The sequence below is a fragment of the Streptomyces tyrfis genome (assembly GCF_037034285.1).
Taxonomy (GTDB): Bacteria; Actinomycetota; Actinomycetes; order Streptomycetales; family Streptomycetaceae; genus Streptomyces.
Window position 1 is genome coordinate 84,227 of the sequence record NZ_JBAGJZ010000031.1, and the last position, 18,918, is coordinate 103,144.

Below are 18,918 nucleotides of genomic sequence, written 5' to 3' on the forward strand. Positions count from 1 at the left end.
GGTTAGGAACCTTTCCTAACCCGGACCTGGAAGGGAGCATCCGTGCGCGCAGACCGACCCCCACGCCGCGGCGCGGCCGTAGTCGCCGGCCTCAGCTGTCTGCTTCTGCCCCTGCTGGCCCACGTTCCGAGGGCGACCGCGGCCGACGGGTCCGCCGGACCGGCCGCCGCACCCGCCTCCGCCGCCACGACGGCCGCCGGGCCCGGGGCGATGGCCGCGGCCCCGTACGAGTACCTGGGCTGGGGGAACCCGCAGAAGCCGACCGACGTGATGGCGGCGACCGGAGCGAAGTGGTTCACGCTCGCCTTCGTCCTCTCGGACGGCACCTGCAATCCGAAGTGGGACGGCGACCGTGCGCTGACCGGCGGCAAGGACCAGGCCGCCATCGACTCCATCCGGGCCGCGGGCGGCGACGTCGTCGTGTCGGTCGGCGGCTGGAGCGGGGCCAAGCTCGGGGAGAAGTGCTCCAGCGCCTCGGCGCTGGCCGGCGCGTACCAGAAGGTGATCGACGCCTACCGCCTCAAGGCGCTGGACATCGACATCGAGGACACCGAGTTCTCCAAGGCCGCCGTCCGGCAGCGGGTGGTCGACGCCCTGAAGATCGTCAAGGGCAGGAACCCGGGCCTCGTGACCTACGTGACCATGGGCACCACGCCGAACGGTCCCGACGCCACCGGCAAGGACCTGATCAAGCGGGGCGCCGCGGCGGGGCTCGACAACGACGGCTGGGTGATCATGCCGTTCGACTTCGGCGGGCACAGCGGCACGATGGGCTCGGCCACGCTCAGCGCGCTCGACGGACTGAAGGCCGCCGTCAAGAGCGCCTACGGATACGGCGACGACGCCGCCTACCGGCACATCGGGGTCTCCTCGATGAACGGGAAGACCGACGAGGCGGGCGAGACCGTCACCACCGCCGACTTCAAGCAGATTCTCGACTACGCGCGCCGCCACCACCTCGCGCGCTTCGCCTTCTGGTCCGTCAACCGCGACCGCGCCTGCGGCTCGGGCGCCGACGCGGACGCCTGCAGCGGGGTCAAGCAGTCCCCGTACGAATTCACCAAGATCGTCGTCCAGTACCAGGGTTGAGGAGACCTCATGCGTATCACCTCGAAGAAGCCGGCCACCGGCGGAGCGGCGCTCGTCGCCGCCGGACTGCTGATGCCCCTGCTCGCCACGCCGTCCGCCGCCGCCGGTCCCGCGGTGCCCTTCGGCAGCCACACCTACTCGTACGCGGCGGGAACCCTGAAGCCGTCCGGGTCCCAGTCCTCGCTCGACCAGGCCGTGGTCAAGACGTACAACGCCTGGAAGTCCGCGTTCGTCAAGAAGAACTGCGGCAACGGCTGGTACGAGGTCATCTCGCCGGACGCCGACCACCCCTACGTCGCCGAGGCCCAGGGCTACGGCATGGTCATCACCGCGACCATGGCCGGGGCCGACCCGGACGCCAAGACCGTCTTCGACGGCATGGTGAAGTACGTGCTCGCGCACCCCTCGGTCAACAACTCCAACCTCCTCGCCGCCGAGCAGAACTCCTCCTGCAAGAGCGTCGACGGATCCGACTCCGCGACCGACGGCGACCTCGACGTCGCCTTCGGCCTGCTCCTCGCCGACAAGCAGTGGGGCTCGTCCGGCACGTACAACTACAAGGACCTCGCGGTCAAGCGCATCAACGCCATCAAGAAGAGCGAGGTCAACCCGACCACGCACCTCATGCTGCTGGGCGACTGGTCGGACTCCGGGGAGTCCCACTACTGGATGACCCGCTCCTCGGACTGGATGCTCGACCACTTCCGCGCCTTCAAGAAGGCCACCGGCGACAGCACCTGGGACACCGTGCGCACCGCGCACCAGAAGCTGATTACCGATCAGCAGTCCAAGTACGCCTCCGGCACCGGCCTGCTGGCGGACTTCGTGGTCAACACCAACGGCACGGCCAAGCCCGCCTCGGGCGAGGTGCTCGAAGGCCCCAACGACGGCGACTACGCCTGGAACGCCTGCCGCGACCCGTGGCGCATCGGCGCCGACGCCGTCACCAGCGGCGACTCCGCCTCGCTCGCCTCGGCGCGCAAGCTCAACTCCTGGATCAAGTCCAAGACCGGCGGCGACCCCGGCAAGATCGTCACGGGCTACCGCCTCAACGGCGCCGCCTTCGACAGCGGCCACGACATGGCCTTCACCGCCCCGTTCGTCGTGACGGCGCTGACCGACTCCGGCTCCCAGGCATGGCTCGACGCCCTCTGGAAGAAGATCTCGGGCACCGCGATCGACCCGGACCTCTATTACGGCGGAAGCGTCCAGCTCCAGTCGATGATCGTCGCGTCCGGCAACTACTGGGTTCCGTGACAGGGGCGGGGATGCAGATCGCAACCCTCGCCATGACACGGTGCGGAGCGGCGGCACTCGCGGTGGCGCTGCTCTGCGCCGGTCCGGCGCAGGCCGTGCCCCGCGCCGCGCCGGGGACCGCCGCGGCGCCCGTCCGCTACGAGGCGGAGTCCGCGGTGATCGTCCGCGGCGCCGCCGAGTCCAACCACTCCGGCTACTCCGGGATCGGATTCGTCAACGGCGACAACGTCGCGGGCAGCTATGTGGAGTTCACCGTCGACGCGGCCGCGGCGGGCACCGCGCGGATCGCCGTGCGGTACGCCAACGGCACGTCCGCCGCCCGGCCCGCGGACATCGCCGTCGGCGGGACCGTGGTCGCGGCCGCCCGCGCCTTCCCCGCCACCGCCGACTGGAACACCTGGGCCACCGTCACCGTCACCGCCCCGGTCCGGGCGGGCCGCAACACGGTCCGGCTCACCTCCACGACCGCCGACGGACTGCCCAACCTCGACTGCGTCGACGTCACCGTGGGCGCGCCGGACACCCGGCCGCCCACCGCGCCCGGCACCCCCGTCACGTCCGGCCTCACCGCACACGGCGTCACCCTCGCCTGGGGCGCGGCGACGGACGACACGGGCGTCACCGCCTACGAGGTGCGCAGCGGGAACACCGTCCACACGACCGTGACCGGCGCCCCGCCCGCCACCACGACGACCCTCACCGGGCTCGCCTGCGCCGGCGCGTACACCCTGGACGTCGTCGCGAAGGACGCGGCGGGCAACGTCTCGCCGACGAGCGGCGCCGTCTCCTTCACCACCCCGGCCTGCGCCGGCGACGGAGGAGCGCCGTCGGACATCACCACCCTCTCCAGCGGCTGGACCATCCCCTGGGGCACGTACTGGATGCCGGACGGCAAGACCGCGCTGGTGACCGAACGGGACAGCTTCAAGGTCTTCAAGGTCACCCCGGACGGCGCCAGGACCCAGATCGGCAGCGTGCCCGAGGCCGTCACGACCGGCGGCGAGGGCGGGCTCCTCGGCGTCGCCGTCGACCCCGACTGGGCCGCCGACCACTACGTGTACTTCATGCACACCGCGTCCGAGGGCAACCGCGTCGCCCGCATGACGTACGACGGCGACAAGCTCGGCGGATACAAGGTCCTGGTCAAGGGGATCAAGAAGAACAAGTACCACAACGGCGGACGCCTGGCCTTCGGACCCGACGGCTATCTGTACGCGTCGACCGGCGAGGCCCAGGACCGCGGCCTCGCACAGGACAAGAACTCGCTGAACGGCAAGGTGCTGCGGATGACCAGGGACGGCGCCGCCGCCCCCGGCAACCCCTTCGGCAACTACGTCTACAGCCTCGGACACCGCAACCCCCAGGGCCTGGCCTTCGACGGCGACGGACGCCTGTGGGAGGCCGAGTTCGGGGACAGCTCCCAGGACGAGCTGAACCTCGTGGAAGCCGGGAAGAACTACGGCTGGCCCGTCTGCGAGGGCAGTTGCACCACCCCCGGGATGACCGATCCGAAGAAGACCTGGAAGGTCTCCGAGGCGTCGCCCAGCGGCATCGCCGTCGTCCGCGACGTCATCTACATGGCCGCGCTGCGGGGCGAGCGGCTGTGGCGCGTGCCCATCGACGGCGACACCGGCGACCTCGGCACGCCCACCGCGTACTACGTCGGCACGTACGGCAGGCTGCGCACCGTCACGGCGGTGCCCGGCCGGGACCAGCTGTGGCTCACCACCACCAACTGCGACAGCAAGGGAGGGGAACCGGCCGGCTCGGACCAGCTGCTCCGCGTCTCGATCGGCTGAGAGCCGCCCTCGAAGACCGCCGTCCGGCCGGGGGAGGACACCGGCGACGCGCCGTACCGCTGGGGCAGTGCGCCGCGCCTCAGCGGTACAGCGCGTCGATCTCCGCCGCGTACGCCGTCTCGATCGCCCTGCGCTTCAGCTTGAGCGAGGGAGTGAGCAGGCCGTGCTCCTCGGTGAACGGGCGCGCGAGTATCCGGAACGTACGGACCGACTCGGCCTGGGACACCGCCGTGTTGGCGGCCACCACCGCGCGCCGCACCTCCGTCTCCAGGTCCGGGTCGCGCACCAGCTCCTCCGGCCGGAGCGGCGGCCGGCCCCGCATGGCGAGCCAGTGCTCCACCGCCTCCGGGTCGACCGTGACCAGGGCGGCGACATACGGGCGGTCGTTGCCGACCACGATGCACTGCGCGACCAGCGGATGGGCCCGCACCCGTTCCTCCAGACCGGCCGGGGAGACGCTCTTGCCGCCCGACGTCACCAGGATCTCCTTCTTCCGCCCGGTGATCGTCAGATAGCCGTCCTCGTCGAGCGAGCCCAGGTCGCCGGTGGCCAGCCAGCCGTCGCGCAGCACCCGCGCGGTGGCCTCCGGGTCGCCGAGATAGCCCGTGAACACCTGGGCGCCGTGCACCCAGACCTCGCCGTCCTCCGCCAGATGCACCGTGGTGCCGGGAATCGGCTGCCCGACCGTGCCGTACCGGGGGCGTTCGGGCGGGTTGGCGGTGGCCGCCGCGGTCGACTCGGTCAGCCCGTACCCCTCGTACACGGTGACACCCGCGCCCGCGAAGAACAGGCCGAGCCGCCGTTCCATCCCGGAGCCGCCGGACATGGCGTGCCGGATCCGGCCGCCCATCGCCTCGCGCACCTTCCGGTACACGACCTTGTCGAAGAACTGGTGCTGCACCCGCAGCCCGGCCGACGGGCCGGGACCGGTGCCGAACGCCCGCGCCTCCAGGGCCTCCGCGTAGGCGACGGCGACGTCCACGGCCTTGTCGAACGGCCCGGCCCGGTTCTCGGCCTCCGCCTTGCGCCGGGCGGTGTGGAAGATCTTCTCGAAGACGTACGGCACCGCGAGGACGAACGTCGGACGGAACGAGACCAGGTCCGGCATCAGGGCCTTCGCGGACAGCTCCGGCTGGTGGCCCAGCTTCACCCGGCCGCGGACCGCCGCGACCTCTACCATGCGGCCGAAGACGTGCGCCAGCGGCAGGAAGAGCAGCGTGGCCGCCTCGTCGCCGGGCTTCGAGCGGAACACCGGCTTCCAGCGGGCGGCCATGGTGTCCGTCTCGAACATGAAGTTGGCGTGCGTGAGCACACAGCCCTTCGGGCGTCCCGTCGTTCCCGAGGTGTAGATGACGGTCGCCACCGATTCGGGTGTCACCGCGCGCCGGTGGCGGTGCACGACCTCGTCCTCGATCCGGCCGCCCGCGTCGGTCAGTTCGGCCACCGCGCCGGCGTCGAGCTGCCAGAGCCGCTTGACCCCGGGCAGCCGGTCGATCACCGAGGCGACCGTCATCGCGTGGTCCTCGTGCTCGACCATGACGGCGGAGACGGCGGCGTCGTGCAGCATCCAGTGGACCTGCTCGACCGAGGACGTCGGATACACGGGCACGGACTGCGCGCCGACGGACCACAGCGCGAAGTCGAAGAGCGTCCACTCGTAGCGGGTACGGGACATCAGGGCCACCCGGTCGCCGAACCTGACACCGTGCGCGATCAGCCCCCTGGCCAGCGCCAGCACCTCGTCGCGGAACATCGCGGCGGTGACATCCCGCCAGTTTCCGTCCGCGTCCTTGCGGCCGAGCACGACCCGGTCGGGCTCTTCCTCCGCGTAGTCGAACACCACGTCGGCCAGCCCACCCACGAGGGGAGCGGCCGCCATGGGTGGGACAGTGAAATCGCGCAATGACCTGCTCCTCGTGGCGCTCCGCACAGCGCCGCGACGGTACCCCAACGGGCGGCGCGACGGGAGGGGGTCCGAGACGGCGCCATGGGGAGGCGCAGGCGGGCCGGCCACCGAAATCCGGCCAGATGGGCAAGGGCCGGGCGAGGCTGAGACCGCGGAGTGAGCGGCCGGGGCCGGAATCTCCACCTCATCCGTACGCGGCGATCACTCACGTCCGGGACGGGTGCGGCGGATCGCGGGTGGCCGCGGGGGCGTGGCCCGCGCGGTCAGACGGCATCCTCGTCCCGGGACGAGCCGCCGGTCCCGCCGCCGACCGGGCCGACGGCGTCCGCGTTGCGGATCAGCCGGTCGGCGCCCGCCAGGACCGCCGAGGCCAGCGCGTCGGCGGCCTCCTGCGCCCGGCCCCGCCGACGGCCGTGCAGCAGAACGAAGTCCACCCCGCCCAGATCGGGCAGGCCGGCTCGGGCGGGCAACGGCACCAGGCCGGGCGGGATCAGGCCGCGGGTGTGGGCCATCACGCCGAGCCCGGCACGGGCCGCCGCGATCAGCCCGCTCAGACTGCCGCTCGTGCAGGCGATCCGCCAGGGCCTGCCGTGCTCCTCCAGAACCTCCAGGGCGCGGGTCCGGGTGATGCCCGGCGGCGGGAAGAGCACCAGCGGAACCGGACGGTCCGGGTCGATCCGCAGGCGCGGCGCGCCGATCCAGGTCAGCGCGTCCCGCCAGACCAGCTCCCCGTGCGCGTCGCCCACCCGCCGCTTGGCGAGCACCAGATCGAGCCGGCCCGCCGCCAGTCGCTGGTGCAGCGTCCCGGAGAGCTCCACCGTGAGCTCCAGATCGACCTCCGGGTGGTCGCGGCGGAAGGATTCCAGGATCTCCGGCAGCCGGGTCAGCACGAAGTCCTCGGAGGCCCCGAACCGCAGCCGCCCCCGCAGCCGGGTCCCGGTGAAGAAGGCCGCGGCCCGCTCGTGGGCCTCCAGGATCGTCCGGGCGAAACCGAGCATCGCCTCGCCGTCCGGGGTGAGGTCCACCCGGTGGGTGTCACGGGTGAACAACTGCCGCCCCGTCGCGTCCTCCAGACGCCGCACATGCTGGCTCACCGTGGACTGCCGCACCCCCAGCCGCCGGGCGGCCTGGGTGAAGCTCAGCGTCTGGGCGACGGCGAGAAAGGTCCTGAGCTGTGCGGGTTCGTACATGAGGGCCCAGGCTATCGCGAAACGTGATGGCAGTGAGAGCGGTGTACGGGATTCCCGATCGCCCGGGGCGTCAGCAGGATGAGGGGAGAGCAGCCGGTTCCGGAGCGGAACCCGAGAGAACGCGTGGAGCACATGAGCCGCCGCACCCCGAGGCCGCCGTCCTGGCTGCCGGTCGACCCGTACATCCTGGCCCTGATCGGTACGGTCGCCTTCGCGGCGATACTGCCCGCGTCGGGGACCGTCGCGAGGGTGGAGAGCGGCGCCTCCACCGGGGCGATCGCCCTGCTGTTCTTCCTCTACGGGGCGCGGCTCTCCACCGCCGAGGCCGTCGACGGCCTCAAACACTGGCGGCTCCACCTCACCGTGCTGGCCTGCACCTTCGTGGCGTTCCCGCTGCTCGGACTCGCGGCCCGGGGGCTGGTTCCGTACGTCCTGACGCCGCAGCTCCACAGCGGGCTCCTCTTTCTCTGCCTCGTCCCCTCGACCATCCAGTCGTCGATCGCCTTCACCTCGATGGCCCGGGGCAATGTGCCCGCGGCGATCTGCGCGGGCTCGTTCTCGTCGATCGCCGGGATCTTCCTCACCCCGCTGCTCGCCGCGGCGCTGCTCGGCAACAGCGGCGGCGGGTTCTCGGCGGACGCCCTGGTGAAGATCGGGGTCCAGCTGCTGCTGCCGTTCGTGGCCGGGCAACTGCTGCGCCGCTGGATCGGCGCATTCATCACCCGCCACAAGAGGCTGCTGGGCCATGTCGACCGGGCCTCGATCCTGCTGGTCGTCCACACCGCGTTCAGCGAGGGCATGGTCGCGGGCATCTGGCACCAGGTCACCCCGGCCCGGCTGGGTGCGCTGCTGGGCGCCGAGGCGTTGCTGCTCGCCGTGATGCTCGCGCTGACCTGGTACGGGGCGAAGCGGCTCGGCTTCGACCGCGAGGACCGGATCGCCATCCAGTTCGCCGGGTCGAAGAAGAGCCTGGCCTCCGGGCTGCCGATGGCGAGCGTGCTGTTCGGGGCTCAGGCGTCCCTCGCCGTGCTGCCGCTGATGCTCTTCCACCAGATGCAGCTGATGGTGTGCGCGGTGATCGCCAAGCGCCGCTCGCGCGATGTGGTGGAGGCGGACGCGGCCCGCCCGGAGACCGCCGCCGCGACACCGAGCAACCACGGGGAGACGGACGGCCCGGACGGCCCGGACGGCCCGGACGGTACGGGCGTCGTTGCGGCGAAGGGCACGGAGGGGGCCGAAGGAGGCGAGGGGGCCGTCGCGGTGGGCTGAGGCGCCCGGCGGACCGCCCCGGCGGGCGCGCGGTGCGGCAGCGCGCGCCCGGCCCTCGGCGTACGGCGCCCGGCGTACGGCGCCCGGCACCCGGCATACGGCGCCCATCCCCGCCCCCGATCCCGGTGCAGGCCTCGCCCCGGCTCCCGAGGGCATCCGCGCGCTGTCCAGTCGGCCGCTCGGAACTGCCGCGCCGCTTTCCGCCGCCGAACGCGAAGGGCTCCTGGCGCTGCCCGACCGGATCGCGGACCCCGCCGCGGGCTGCGGCCGAGGGGGCGCTTCCGGCCGAGGGCCTTCCCGGGGGAGGGGGCGTTTCCGGCCGAGGGCGTCGCCCCTCCCGCGGGCCGGGGCCGGTCAGGTCTGGGCGGCCGGGGCTTCCAGGGCGATGCGGTGCTCGCCCGCGTACACGTTCATGGAGGGGCCACGGAGGAAGCCGACCAGGGTGAGCCCGCTCTCGGCGGCCAGATCGACCGCGAGGGAGGACGGCGCCGAGACCGCCGCGAGCATCGGGATCCCGGCCATCACCGCCTTCTGGGCCAGCTCGAACGAGGCCCGCCCCGACACCAGCAGGATCGCCCGGGAGAGCGGCAGCCGCCCTTCGGTCAGGGCCCGGCCGACCAGCTTGTCGACGGCGTTGTGCCGGCCCACGTCCTCTCGGACGTCGAGGAGCTCGCCGGTCTCGGAGAACAGCGCCGCCGCGTGCAGGCCGCCGGTGCGGTCGAAGACCCGCTGCGCGGCGCGCAGCCGGTCGGGCAGGGCCGCGAGCAGGGACGGCCGGACCAGGACCGGGGGAGCGTCGCCGATGGCGTGCCGGGTCGCGGTGCGGACCGCGTCCAGGCTCGCCTTGCCGCACAGGCCGCAGGACGACGTGGTGTACACATGGCGTTCGAGCGTGATGTCGGGGACCGGTACGCCGGGGGCGAGCCGCACGTCCACCACGTTGTACGCGTTCGTGCCGTCCGCCGCGGCCCCGGCGCAGTAGACGATCGACCGCACGTCGGAGGCGTGGGCGACGACGCCCTCGCTCACCAGGAAGCCCGCGGCCAGGGCGAAGTCGTCGCCCGGGGTGCGCATGGTGATGGCCAGCGGCCTGCCGTTCAGCCGGATCTCCAGGGGCTCCTCGGCGACGAGCGTGTCCGGGCGCGCGGAGACCGCCCCGTCCCGGATGCGGATGGTGCGGCGGCGCTCGGTGACCCGTCCCATGTCCGTTGCCCCGATCTCTTCTCTCGTCGTCTCGTGGCGGTGAGCGGCCCCGGGAAGGGGCGCGGTTCACCGTCCTGCTCATGGATTGTCCTGCACATGGAGTGTGGCATCGCGGGGGACGGCGCGTTCGCGTGCCCGGCGCCGGGCGCCGGCACCGGCGTCGCGCGGGCGGCGGTGCCGTACGCGTACGGCCGGGTGGCGAGCGCCTCCGGTGGGCGGGGCAGGTCCGTACGGCCGCAGTGGGCGGGCGTGCCGGGATGCGCGGAGGGCATGCCGGGGACGCATGGCGCGGAGGGTGTTGATCCGCTTTTGGTTCGTGCGGGCCGCCCGGCGGCGGGTCCGTCGAGGCCCGGGGCGGCCGCCGGCCGGGGGTTCTCGCAGGTGGCGACGGGGGGCGTGGGGAAGCGGCCCTGTTGCCAAACCTCCAAGGACCGGGCTCCATTCCTGTGGGAACACGTGTCCTCTTACCCAGCGGTAGCAGCCAAGACTGGATGACTCCTGCCATACGTAGCGAGGGGAACCCGCACATGACCGGCTCACGTGTCGTTGCGCTCGGCCACTATCAGCCCGCCAGGGTGCTCACCAACGAGGACCTGGCGGCCATGGTCGACACCAGCGACGAGTGGATCACCAGCCGTGTCGGCATCAGGACCCGCCATGTCGGAGGCCCTGACGAGCCGGTGGACGAGCTGGCCGCGCACGCGGCCGCCAAGGCGCTCGCCTCGGCCGGGCTGCTGCCCGACGAGATCGACATGGTGCTGGTCGCCACCTCCACCGCGATCGACCGGTCGCCGAGCATGTCGGCGCGGGTCGCCGCCCGGCTCGGCATGGGTTCCCCGGCGGTGATGGACATCAACGTGGTGTGCTCCGGCTTCACCCACGCCCTCGCCACCGCAGACCACGCCATCCGCGCCGGTGCGGCGGAACGCGTCCTGGTCATCGGCGCCGACAAGATGGGGGACGTCGCGGACTGGACCGACCGCAGCACCTGCGTCCTGGTCGGCGACGGGGCCGGCGCCGCGGTCGTCGTCGCGGACCCGGACGGCGGGGACCGGCCCGGGATCGGCCCGGTGCTGTGGGGCTCGGTGCCGCAGATGGGGAACGCGGTCCGCATCGAGGGGACGCCGCCGCGCTTCGCGCAGGAGGGCCAGTCCGTGTACCGGTGGGCCACCACCCAACTGCCCCCCATCGCCCGCCGGGTGTGCGAGAAGGCCGGCGTCACCCCCGAGGAACTGGCCGGGGTGGTGCTGCACCAGGCGAATCTCAGGATCATCGAGCCCGTCGCGAAGCGGATCGGCGCGGTCAACGCGGTCGTCGCCCGGGACGTGGTGGACTCCGGCAACACCTCCGCCGCCTCCGTCCCGATGGCCCTGTCCAAGCTGGTCGAACGCGGCGAGATCCACACCGGCGCCCCGGTGCTGCTGTTCGCCTTCGGCGGCAACCTCTCGTACGCGGGCCAGGTGATCCGCTGCCCCTGAGACCCGCGCCGCACCGGGACCGGCCGGACGCATGGGACGCACCGGCCGTATCGGCTCCGGCCTCGCGGCGGACGCCACACCGCTCAAGTCGACACACTGCGTGCGCCGACGGGGACGCACCGTGACGACGGCGTCATCCGATCCCGCCATGAACGCAGGCGCCCGCCACACCGCACTGACCACCGGAAACGTGGGTGAGAGGCACCCCGAACCCCTGGTATTGTTTTCCATGTCGCCGCGGGAAACCGGGGCCGACCACCTGGTCCGGGTGGCGGAATGGCAGACGCGCTAGCTTGAGGTGCTAGTGCCCTTTATCGGGCGTGGGGGTTCAAGTCCCCCCTCGGACACCACGGTCAACCGACCAAATAGAGCCGGTCAATGCGACGCTTTGTCGCTTTGACCGGCTCTGTTGTTGTGGTGGATGCAGTCTGGCCCTCTGCGGGTTCGCAGAGGGCCAGATGTGTTTGTGCTGTTCAGATGGGGTGTGTGGGGTGGGATGGGTCAGGATTCGGTGGTGATGTCCGGGAGGTATCCGCTTGGGGTCCAGCGGTTGGGGTTTTTGAGTGTGTGGCGGTTGGAAGGGCGGCGGCGGGCGGGTTGGTTGTGGGTCTGGAGGGTGTCGAGCCAGTGGGAGAGTTTGCGGTGGTTGGCGTGGGCGATCTGGAAGGCGAGGAGGAGGGACTGGGCTGCGATGCCGCGGATGCGGCGGGTGCGGGAGCGTTCGATGGCTTCGTGGTCCTTGGCGTAGCCGTTGACGTGCTCGACGCGGTTGCGGAGGCGGAAGTAGTGGTGGACCCAGGGGGCGCGGCCGTGATCGAGTTCCTGCCAGTGGCGGATGCCGATGTCCCGGGCGAAGGTGAGTGATTCTCGGCGGCAGATTTCTGGTGGGCCTGCTGGGGTAGGGGTGATGTCGATGAGGGGCAGGCGGGGGTCGCGGCCGAGGCTGCGGCGTTTGGCTGGGCAGGCGACGGTGGGGTGGGTGCCTGCTGCGGGGCAGAGCATGCGTCGGGCGCCGCGGTGGTCTGGGGCGGCTTTGGGGCGCAGGCGGTAGGCGGCGCGGGCGTCAATGCGGGCACGCCAGGTGTTCTTGTCGATCTTTTTGTTGAGGAGGTCGGCGGTGGTGGTGGTGAGGGCTTCGGGGAGGTTGGGGCAGTACCAGGTGCCGTCGATGAGGAGGGCGCCGGCGTGGGTGTCCTGGATGCCGAGTTGGTCGAGGCGGTAGTCCCAGACGGGGCGGTAGCCGAGGTCGCGGACGGGGATGTGGAAGTTCTCGGGCAGGGCGGCGTTGTAGGCGCGGTCGGCGGCGAGCCAGCCGACGGGGTAGTTGCGGCGCCGCATGTCGCGCAGTGCGGTGATGGCGTTGCCGGCGGGGTCGTGTCCGGGTTTGTGGACGGTGAAGGCGAGGACGAGTGCGGGCAGGGGCGGCCGGTGGCCGCGCGTGGTGGTGCCGGGCGGGGCGGTGGATGTGTCGCCGGTGACGACGAGGGTCGCCTCGAAACCGAAGAGGTAGCGCTTGGCCTTGCGGGTCTTGCCGCCGCTTCGGGTGTTGCGTGTATGCGGGGTGGTTGCGGAGTCGCGGTGGTTGCCCTCGCGGACGTACCAGGCGGCATCGGGGTCGGTGGCGGTATCCGGGCCGGTCGCGCTGACGCCGCGTGAGAAGGTCCGGATCGGTGTGGCGTCGACGGCGGCCGAGCCGTCCCAGAATTCCTCGATCACTGGCCTGGCCGGTGCGAGGGAGGCTTCGACGATGCGGTTGGTGATCTCGACGAGCAGCTGGCGGCGGGCGGCGAGCTGTTCCTGGTCGGCGTTCTGTTCCAGGCGCTGGGCTTCGGCGCGCGGGAGGCGGTGCTTGGGGAGCGGGGAGGGGTCCATGACGGCCTCGGCGGCGTGGAAGGTACGCCGTACGGCGAGGTAGGCGGCTTCGAAGCCGTCGGCGTTGTCCGGCCACGTGGGCAGGGCGAGTTGGGTGCGTGCGGAGGGGGTGAGCTGCTGGGCGAGGATGTCGGCGGCCTCGGCCAGGACGACGCGTCCCTGGTTGCGCCAGGAGTCCAGGGTCATGGCGATGAACAGGGCTTTGAGGCTGACGGTGCGGGTGCGTCCGGCGTTCGACTTGCGGGCGTTTTGCTGTGCTTGGTGGAGCAGGGAAATGATGCCGGAGCGTTCGACGAGCTGGCGGGCGCGGGTGAAGTCGGCGGCTTTGACGCTCTGGCGGCGTTCGCGCAGCTGGTGCAGCCATGGGGGTGTGCCGGTGTGGTCGTTCGGGAGCGGGTTGTGGGTGGGTGTCACGGCATCTCCCTGAGGGTGGTGTGGGCCTGCTCGGCGCTGGTGCCTTTGAGGTAGGGCAGGAGGCGGGAGAGGGCGTGGAGTGAGTCGAGGCCTGCTGCGGCGAGCAGGACGGGCAGCGGGATGGGGATGTTCATGCGCTCGACCAGCCAGGTGGCGCGGCAGCGGCCCATGACCAGGCGGGGTACGCGCGGGTCGCGGGTGGCGCGGTAGACGAGGTCGGTGACGGTGTTGCTGGGCCGGGCGAAGCAGGCGGGGCGGAAGAGGTAGCCGGTGCCTGTGTGTTTGGCGGCCTGGGCCAGGGTGTGTTCGTAGGGGCGGGCGCAGATGACCGGGCGGGCCCGGTTTCCCCGGACCGCGAGGACGCAGGAGCCGTCTGACAGGACGCGTACGTCGGGGCCGCGCAGGGGGATGATTTCGGTGGTGTCGAGGCCGCAGCCCAGGCCGAGGGCCAGCAGCAGCCGCAGTCCGCGGCGGAGTTCGGCAGTGGGCTGGCCGCCGGCCCAGGCCCACAGGCCGGCTTTGTCGTTCAGGCTGTATGGCTGGGAGGAGTCGGAAGCGGAGAGCGGGACAGGGCGTCCGCCGGGCAGGTCGGGTCCCAGGATGGCGGTCCTGAGGGCGGTGAGGCAGGCGCGGTAGTTCGCCCGGGTGGCCTGGCTCACTTCGGGGCAGCCTGCGGCTGCGAACTGCTCGACCATCGCGGGGGCCAGCCAGAGGCGGGCGTCGGGGCGGTGGCCCTGCTGGTCGGCGTATACGGCGATCCGGGTCAGGGCGGTCAGGAGGTCCCGGGCGCGGTGGGTGGTGGTGGGGGTGGCGCGGGCGACGGTGGTGCGGACCTCGTCGGCTACGCGTTCCCAGGCGGGTGGTCTGTTCGAGGGTTGGTACTGCGCGATCCGGCGCTCCATCAGCATCCTCCAGACGAACACCCCCGGCGGGGTGCCATTGGAATAACATGCTGCGTGCTGGGGGATGCCGTGCGACCCGGGAGATCCGGATGGGTGAGACTGGGGCACGTGCCCCGAGGAGACAGCCGTTCCGTTTGCCCGCGTGGATTCGTCCATGGCGGGCTCTGGCCAAGAGCTGTGTTGACTGACCATCACGGGGCCAAAGTCGCCCAGGCTTTGGCCTTCGCGCTCGCTTCGGCACTGGAAAGTACCGGCTGGTCGATGGCCGAGCTGTCCCGCCGTAGCGGGGTCAGCCGGCTGACCATCGCCAACGTTCTGGAGGGGCGGGTCTGGCCGGACCTGCTGACCGTCGCCAGCCTGGAGAAGGCCCTGGACCGCGACCTGTGGCCGGGCCGGGAGGTGTGAAGCGCCGCGGATACGCGGCGCCGGGGAACGTGGTGGCATCGTGACCGTCCTCGACACGGTGGCCCGCTGGCGGCGGGCCACCCGATGGAATGAGGGCACGGCCGTACCAGGCACCTTGGCGCGCCTGTCGCGCTAAAGTGCCGTCGACGACCGGGCCGCACTTGCCTGTCCTGTCCTGCCGCCCGAGGGCGGCAGGACAGGACACTGAGGTGGCTTGCTGGGGTCCGGGGCGTTCAGGGCCGCCGCTGATGTGAGAGTTGGCGGCGGCCCGTCCCGATGGGTCGTGAACTGGGGCGGGATCAGAACATGGTCGCCTCCTTCACCGGTCCTTCGCCCTCCGGGCGGTGGTAGACCACGGCTCGCGGGTGGAGTTCGGTCTTCACTAGCAGCCCCCGCACCGCCATCCGGTCCAGAACGGGCCGCAGGCTCCGCAGGTTCGCATGGCCGACCATCTCGGCGATGCCCCGGGCGGTCTGGGGAGCGCCGGGCGGCAGCCCCTGCAGGAGAACCTCGACACGCTCATACAGTGTCGGCTGCTGGCCACCGGGCGGTACCGGCTCCTGGCCGGTGCGGGGTGCCGACGCTGCGCCCGGAGCGTTGCTCGGGCCGTTTCCCGCCTCCCGGTGCTCGGCCGCTTCGCGCTGGGGCGGAACCCCCCCGCCCGCGCAGCCGCGGCCCTCGTGCGGCCGGGACGGAGGTTCCTCCTCGGAGGGCGGGGAGGAGGGTTCCCCGGTGCAACGGTTCCGGGCTCCGCCCTGCGACCGCGGCCCCTCAACCGTACTTGACATATCGTCAGTCCCGGTTTCAGGGACTGGAGTTCGGAGTCCGTGAGCGTCCGGTCCGGCGGTGGACGCAGAGGTCTCCATCACGGTGAGCGGCGGCACGCTCTCCAGCCACTGGCGCACCGTGCGTGAGCGGACGATGTAGTCCTCGGCCTCTTCTTCGCACTTCCTGAGCAGCACGGCGGCGGCGGACGGATCAGCCAGCGCGTCTTCCCAGGTCAGGGTGATCCTGTCCATGCGTGCCACCTTAGGGCTGCGGCCACAGCGTGCGGCCGCCCAATGACCTGCGTCCACTCTGACGAGTGACCGGGCCTTCACCGGGGCGACGGCCGCAGCCCACAAGGGTGCCACGGCCCTGGCGCACCGGCCTCAGGAGCCCGCACCCCACCCCCACCCAGAAGGCCCTCCCGAGATGCCATTGCAATGGCATGCAGGCAGTATGGCCGGCATGGAACCGTCCTCACCGCGGCCGCATGCTGTGGCAGCCCTGGCCCTGGTGGACCGCTCATGCGCACACGTGCTGCTGTGCGACCACACACTCTTCTGGCAGCCGCCGCACACCTCGGTACGCACCGGCCAGTCCTGCCACCTGGCCGTGCGCGATGCCGCCCGCCGCTGGTGGGGACTGCGGCACGTGCAGATCGCCGGCACCGTGGGCATTCCCTGGACCCAGCCGCCCGCGCCCGCGGATCACTGTCACACGGTGGACCGGCGCCTGCTGCTCGTCCTGCTGCCGCCCACAACCCCGCGCCCTCGTCCCGGGCCCGGAACGAGGCGGATGTCCTGGTGGTCCGTCGAACAGCTCCTCGCGGGCGAGGCGGCCACCCGGCCGGCCGAGCTCGCGGCCTTCCTCGACGGCTACCTGCAGGGGTGGCTGCCCGACGGGCAGCACGGCCTTGCCTGGTAGCGGCCTCGTGCGGACTTTCACCAGTACGGGGGACAGCGGCGGCGGACGGCTCCGGACGACCCGGCCCCAGGACTACGGTGCCGGACGTGGAAACTTTCCGGTCCTGGAGCGATGTGAAGACCCCGGCCGACGCAGAGGCCCTGCGCGCGGAGTTCGACCGCCGCGCAAGGACGGCGGCGGCCGAAGCCCGCATGTACGAACGCCTTCGCGACACCGCGGCCGGCATCCTGCGCATGGGGAAGCTGTGGAACGAACTGCGCGCCTGCCCGCCGGACTTGTCACCGGTCCTGCCGGGCACCGCCCAGGCCGCCGCTCCCCCTCCGCCTCACCCGTCCGCACCCGGGCAGGAGCTGGATGTCTCGGTGATCCTGGCGCTCATGGGGCAGGCATCCCAGCGGCTGTGGTCAGCCGAAGACGTCCGCGTAGCCATCGGCGCCTCCTCACGCCGGGACGTGCGCCAGGCCCTGCGCGACATGGCCAGCCAGGGCCTGCTCGAGGAAGTCCAGCGCAAGGCCCGCCATATCCTCTTCCGCCTGGTCACCGTCCCGGCACAGGACGCGAACTGAAAACCCGCCGCGTGATCGCGGCCGCCCCCGGTGCCACAAGACATACGCGGGCGGCCTGCCAGGTCGCGGTCAGTGTCCACGCCGCCACCGACACCGCGTCGTGTCCGACGGACCGGCAGTTGTACCTGCCCTAACTTGATCTTTAACCTGTGCGGCGGGGCTTCGGGGTGGTTGACCTCTTCTTTTGTCCCTGCGCTCGCTGTGTCTTGGGTGTGTGCACGTCGTGGCAGGGTGCAGGACGGGTGTTTTAGGCTCCACGCCGACAAGGCATACGACATCCCTGACGTGCGGAGATGGCTCCGCGGGAAACGGATCGGCGTCCGCATCGCCCGCAAGGGAATCGAATCCAGCGAACGGCTCGGACACCGAAGGTGGGTCATTGAACGCCATCCCCGCAATTACCTGGCCTTTCTCGGACTCGCCGCCGCCCTCTGCTGCTACAAACGGCTGGTCCGACTCACCACATAGGACACGGTCTTAGTCAGCCGGACAGAGGCGATGCACGTCGGCATACACCCGTGCCCGGACCTCGGCCTGGCCCGGCAGACGTCGCACTGGTGTGATCCCGGAGGTTGCCCACTGCCGCTGAAGGCCGTCCATCACCGCGCGGACGGTGTCTTCGTCCGCGGCGGTGATGTCCAGGACCACGAGCCCGGGCTCGGAGATGTGTTGCTGATCGATCTGCATGCCCTCGCCGACGGCGCCAGCCATGCCTGCGGTTCACCGACCGGACAGGAAGCATCCGTACGAGGGAGCCCGGTCACCGACTCGCCCGGCGCCGGTCGCACGATCCGCCCCCGGCCCGTAGACATGAAGGGCAGCCGCGCCCGCCGACAGGACCGGGCCGGCTGCACCACTGCCCGGGAGCCACGCCAATGCTCCAGCGAGCGGCCAGGACCCCCGTAAGGCTGCACGCGGGCCTGCGGTCTTCGGGGCGGGGGCGGGTACATGTACCCGCATGGCACGTGAACGGATCCAGTGGCGGGCCGTCGTGGACCGGGCCCGGCAGATTGTGGAGAGCTACGAAGGCGGCGTCGCGCTGCGCCAGGTCATGTACCGGCTCGTCTCCGAGGGGATGCTGCCGCCCACCCCGTCGATGTACCGGCACCTGTTCTCCCCCCTCGCCCAGGCCCGCCGCGAGGGCCGTTTCCCGGACCTGATCGACACCCTGCGCGAGGCCGTGGACTGGTTCGCCCTCGACCGCACCGAAGGCCAGCACCCGGTATACGTCGCGGCGGAGAAGAACACTCTCCGGCAGCTCCTCACCGGCTGGCTGGCCGAGTACGGCATCCGGTCCCGGTCGTCCGCGGCTTCGCCTCCCAGCCCTACGCCGACGTCGTACGCGGCCGCACCGCCCGGCACGGCCCGCCACGCTGCTCTGGTGCGACTTCGACGCGAGCGGCGCGGATATGGAACGGGACTGGGTCCGGCGCACCGCAGACTGCTGGGACGAGGTCCGCCGGGTGCTCCTGACCGAGCAGACCATCGAGTACGAGCTGCCCTCGGCCGAGGAAAAGCACGCGCCCGTCAGATCACCCGCGAAGAAGAACAACGCCGCGCCCTGGCCGCCTTCCTGAATGGCTGGGACGCAGCGGGCGGGGAGGACCGTCGTAGCGCTGTACGGGCACCGACAGGCTCAGGCGGGCGCCGATGCCGGGGCGCAGCGGCGCGAGCGGAGAGCGCCGGCCTTTCCCCACCGCGTGCAGTTGCCTCCGGTTGACCTCGGGGTGGGCTGGGATGGTCGCGTCGCTTGGCAACGCTGGTCAAGGCGCGCGTACGAGCTGTGTGCAAGGCTGGCCGGGCTCTGGGTGTACCGGGCCGTGCTACGTCGCGTGGGGAGACCTTGAAGGGGTGTCCGTGACTGGCTGTCACGGACACC

The 18,918-nt window shown here is 71.7% G+C and carries 16 protein-coding genes, 1 tRNA gene and 1 pseudogene; 11 read left to right on the forward strand and 7 right to left on the reverse strand.

Annotated features, from left to right (window positions below; genetic code table 11):
- Positions 1–42 precede the first annotated feature (42 nt).
- From WA762_RS23120 to WA762_RS23130, 3 genes are read left to right on the forward strand one after another with little or no spacing between them, the layout of a single operon-like run.
- Positions 43–1,089, forward strand: coding sequence for a chitinase (locus WA762_RS23120; protein ID WP_335938006.1), 1,047 nt, complete (start codon positions 43–45; stop codon positions 1,087–1,089).
- Positions 1,090–1,098: 9 nt separating this feature from the next.
- A complete protein-coding gene (locus tag WA762_RS23125) occupies positions 1,099–2,346 on the forward strand; it encodes a family 8 glycosyl hydrolase (protein ID WP_335938007.1) in 1,248 nt (415 codons plus the stop codon).
- A gap of 11 nt (positions 2,347–2,357) precedes the next feature.
- The gene (locus tag WA762_RS23130; protein WP_335938008.1) at positions 2,358–4,145 is read left to right on the forward strand and encodes a PQQ-dependent sugar dehydrogenase; all 1,788 of its coding nucleotides are present in this window, start codon (positions 2,358–2,360) and stop codon (positions 4,143–4,145) included.
- Positions 4,146–4,224: 79 nt separating this feature from the next.
- Here WA762_RS23130 and WA762_RS23135 read toward each other — a convergent pair whose 3' ends face one another.
- Positions 4,225–6,024 (reverse strand): AMP-dependent synthetase/ligase, encoded by a 1,800-nt coding sequence (locus WA762_RS23135; RefSeq protein WP_335938009.1) that lies wholly within the window; start codon positions 6,022–6,024, stop codon positions 4,225–4,227.
- Between the two features lie 290 nt (positions 6,025–6,314).
- Positions 6,315–7,241 (reverse strand): LysR substrate-binding domain-containing protein, encoded by a 927-nt coding sequence (locus WA762_RS23140; protein WP_335938010.1) that lies wholly within the window; start codon positions 7,239–7,241, stop codon positions 6,315–6,317.
- Between the two features lie 132 nt (positions 7,242–7,373).
- Between WA762_RS23140 and WA762_RS23145 the strand changes: the two genes are divergently transcribed.
- Entirely contained in the window at positions 7,374–8,510 is a 1,137-nt protein-coding gene (locus WA762_RS23145; protein ID WP_335938011.1) for a bile acid:sodium symporter family protein, read from the forward strand.
- Between the two features lie 354 nt (positions 8,511–8,864).
- Here WA762_RS23145 and fdhD read toward each other — a convergent pair whose 3' ends face one another.
- Positions 8,865–9,713: a formate dehydrogenase accessory sulfurtransferase FdhD gene (gene fdhD, locus WA762_RS23150; protein WP_335938012.1), complete on the reverse strand. Its 849-nt coding sequence runs from the start codon at positions 9,711–9,713 to the stop codon at positions 8,865–8,867.
- Between the two features lie 527 nt (positions 9,714–10,240).
- Between fdhD and WA762_RS23155 the strand changes: the two genes are divergently transcribed.
- Together WA762_RS23155 and WA762_RS23160 are read left to right on the forward strand one after the other, a co-directional pair.
- Entirely contained in the window at positions 10,241–11,191 is a 951-nt protein-coding gene (locus tag WA762_RS23155) for a beta-ketoacyl-ACP synthase III (protein ID WP_335938013.1), read from the forward strand.
- 262 nt (positions 11,192–11,453) lie between these two features.
- Positions 11,454–11,541: transfer RNA gene (locus WA762_RS23160), tRNA-Leu, on the forward strand.
- A 151-nt stretch (positions 11,542–11,692) separates the two neighbouring features.
- On the opposite strand, the gene WA762_RS23165 is transcribed toward WA762_RS23160, so the two are convergent.
- On the reverse strand, positions 11,693–13,477 hold the full coding sequence (locus tag WA762_RS23165; RefSeq protein ID WP_335938014.1) for a hypothetical protein: 1,785 nt from the start codon (positions 13,475–13,477) through the stop codon (positions 11,693–11,695).
- Complete coding sequence (locus WA762_RS23170) at positions 13,474–14,379, reverse strand: hypothetical protein (RefSeq protein ID WP_335938015.1); 906 nt, start codon at positions 14,377–14,379, stop codon at positions 13,474–13,476. Before WA762_RS23170 ends, WA762_RS23165 begins: the two co-directional genes overlap by 4 nt.
- A 177-nt stretch (positions 14,380–14,556) precedes the next feature.
- Between WA762_RS23170 and WA762_RS23175 the strand changes: the two genes are divergently transcribed.
- Complete coding sequence (locus WA762_RS23175; protein ID WP_335938016.1) at positions 14,557–14,784, forward strand: helix-turn-helix domain-containing protein; 228 nt, start codon at positions 14,557–14,559, stop codon at positions 14,782–14,784.
- Positions 14,785–15,083: 299 nt separating this feature from the next.
- Here the strand turns inward: WA762_RS23175 and WA762_RS23180 are convergent, their stop codons facing one another.
- Entirely contained in the window at positions 15,084–15,803 is a 720-nt protein-coding gene (locus WA762_RS23180; RefSeq protein ID WP_335938018.1) for a hypothetical protein, read from the reverse strand.
- A gap of 211 nt (positions 15,804–16,014) precedes the next feature.
- Between WA762_RS23180 and WA762_RS23185 the strand changes: the two genes are divergently transcribed.
- From WA762_RS23185 to WA762_RS23195, 3 genes and pseudogenes are all read left to right on the forward strand, one after another.
- Positions 16,015–16,473 carry a hypothetical protein gene (locus tag WA762_RS23185; RefSeq protein ID WP_335938020.1) on the forward strand — a complete coding sequence of 153 codons (459 nt, stop codon included), beginning with the start codon at positions 16,015–16,017 and terminating at the stop codon, positions 16,471–16,473.
- Between the two features lie 86 nt (positions 16,474–16,559).
- Positions 16,560–17,039 (forward strand): hypothetical protein, encoded by a 480-nt coding sequence (locus WA762_RS23190; protein WP_335938022.1) that lies wholly within the window; start codon positions 16,560–16,562, stop codon positions 17,037–17,039.
- 219 nt (positions 17,040–17,258) lie between these two features.
- Positions 17,259–17,507 (forward strand): annotated as a pseudogene (locus WA762_RS23195) (IS5/IS1182 family transposase); the annotation flags it as partial.
- Between the two features lie 9 nt (positions 17,508–17,516).
- On the opposite strand, the gene WA762_RS23200 reads toward WA762_RS23195, so the two are convergent.
- Positions 17,517–17,750 carry a DUF6207 family protein gene (locus WA762_RS23200; RefSeq protein ID WP_335938023.1) on the reverse strand — a complete coding sequence of 78 codons (234 nt, stop codon included), beginning with the start codon at positions 17,748–17,750 and terminating at the stop codon, positions 17,517–17,519.
- Between the two features lie 247 nt (positions 17,751–17,997).
- On the opposite strand from WA762_RS23200, the gene WA762_RS23205 reads away from it, so the two are divergent.
- Positions 17,998–18,759: a hypothetical protein gene (locus tag WA762_RS23205; RefSeq protein ID WP_335938025.1), complete on the forward strand. Its 762-nt coding sequence runs from the start codon at positions 17,998–18,000 to the stop codon at positions 18,757–18,759.
- The last annotated feature ends 159 nt before the right edge of the window (positions 18,760–18,918 follow it).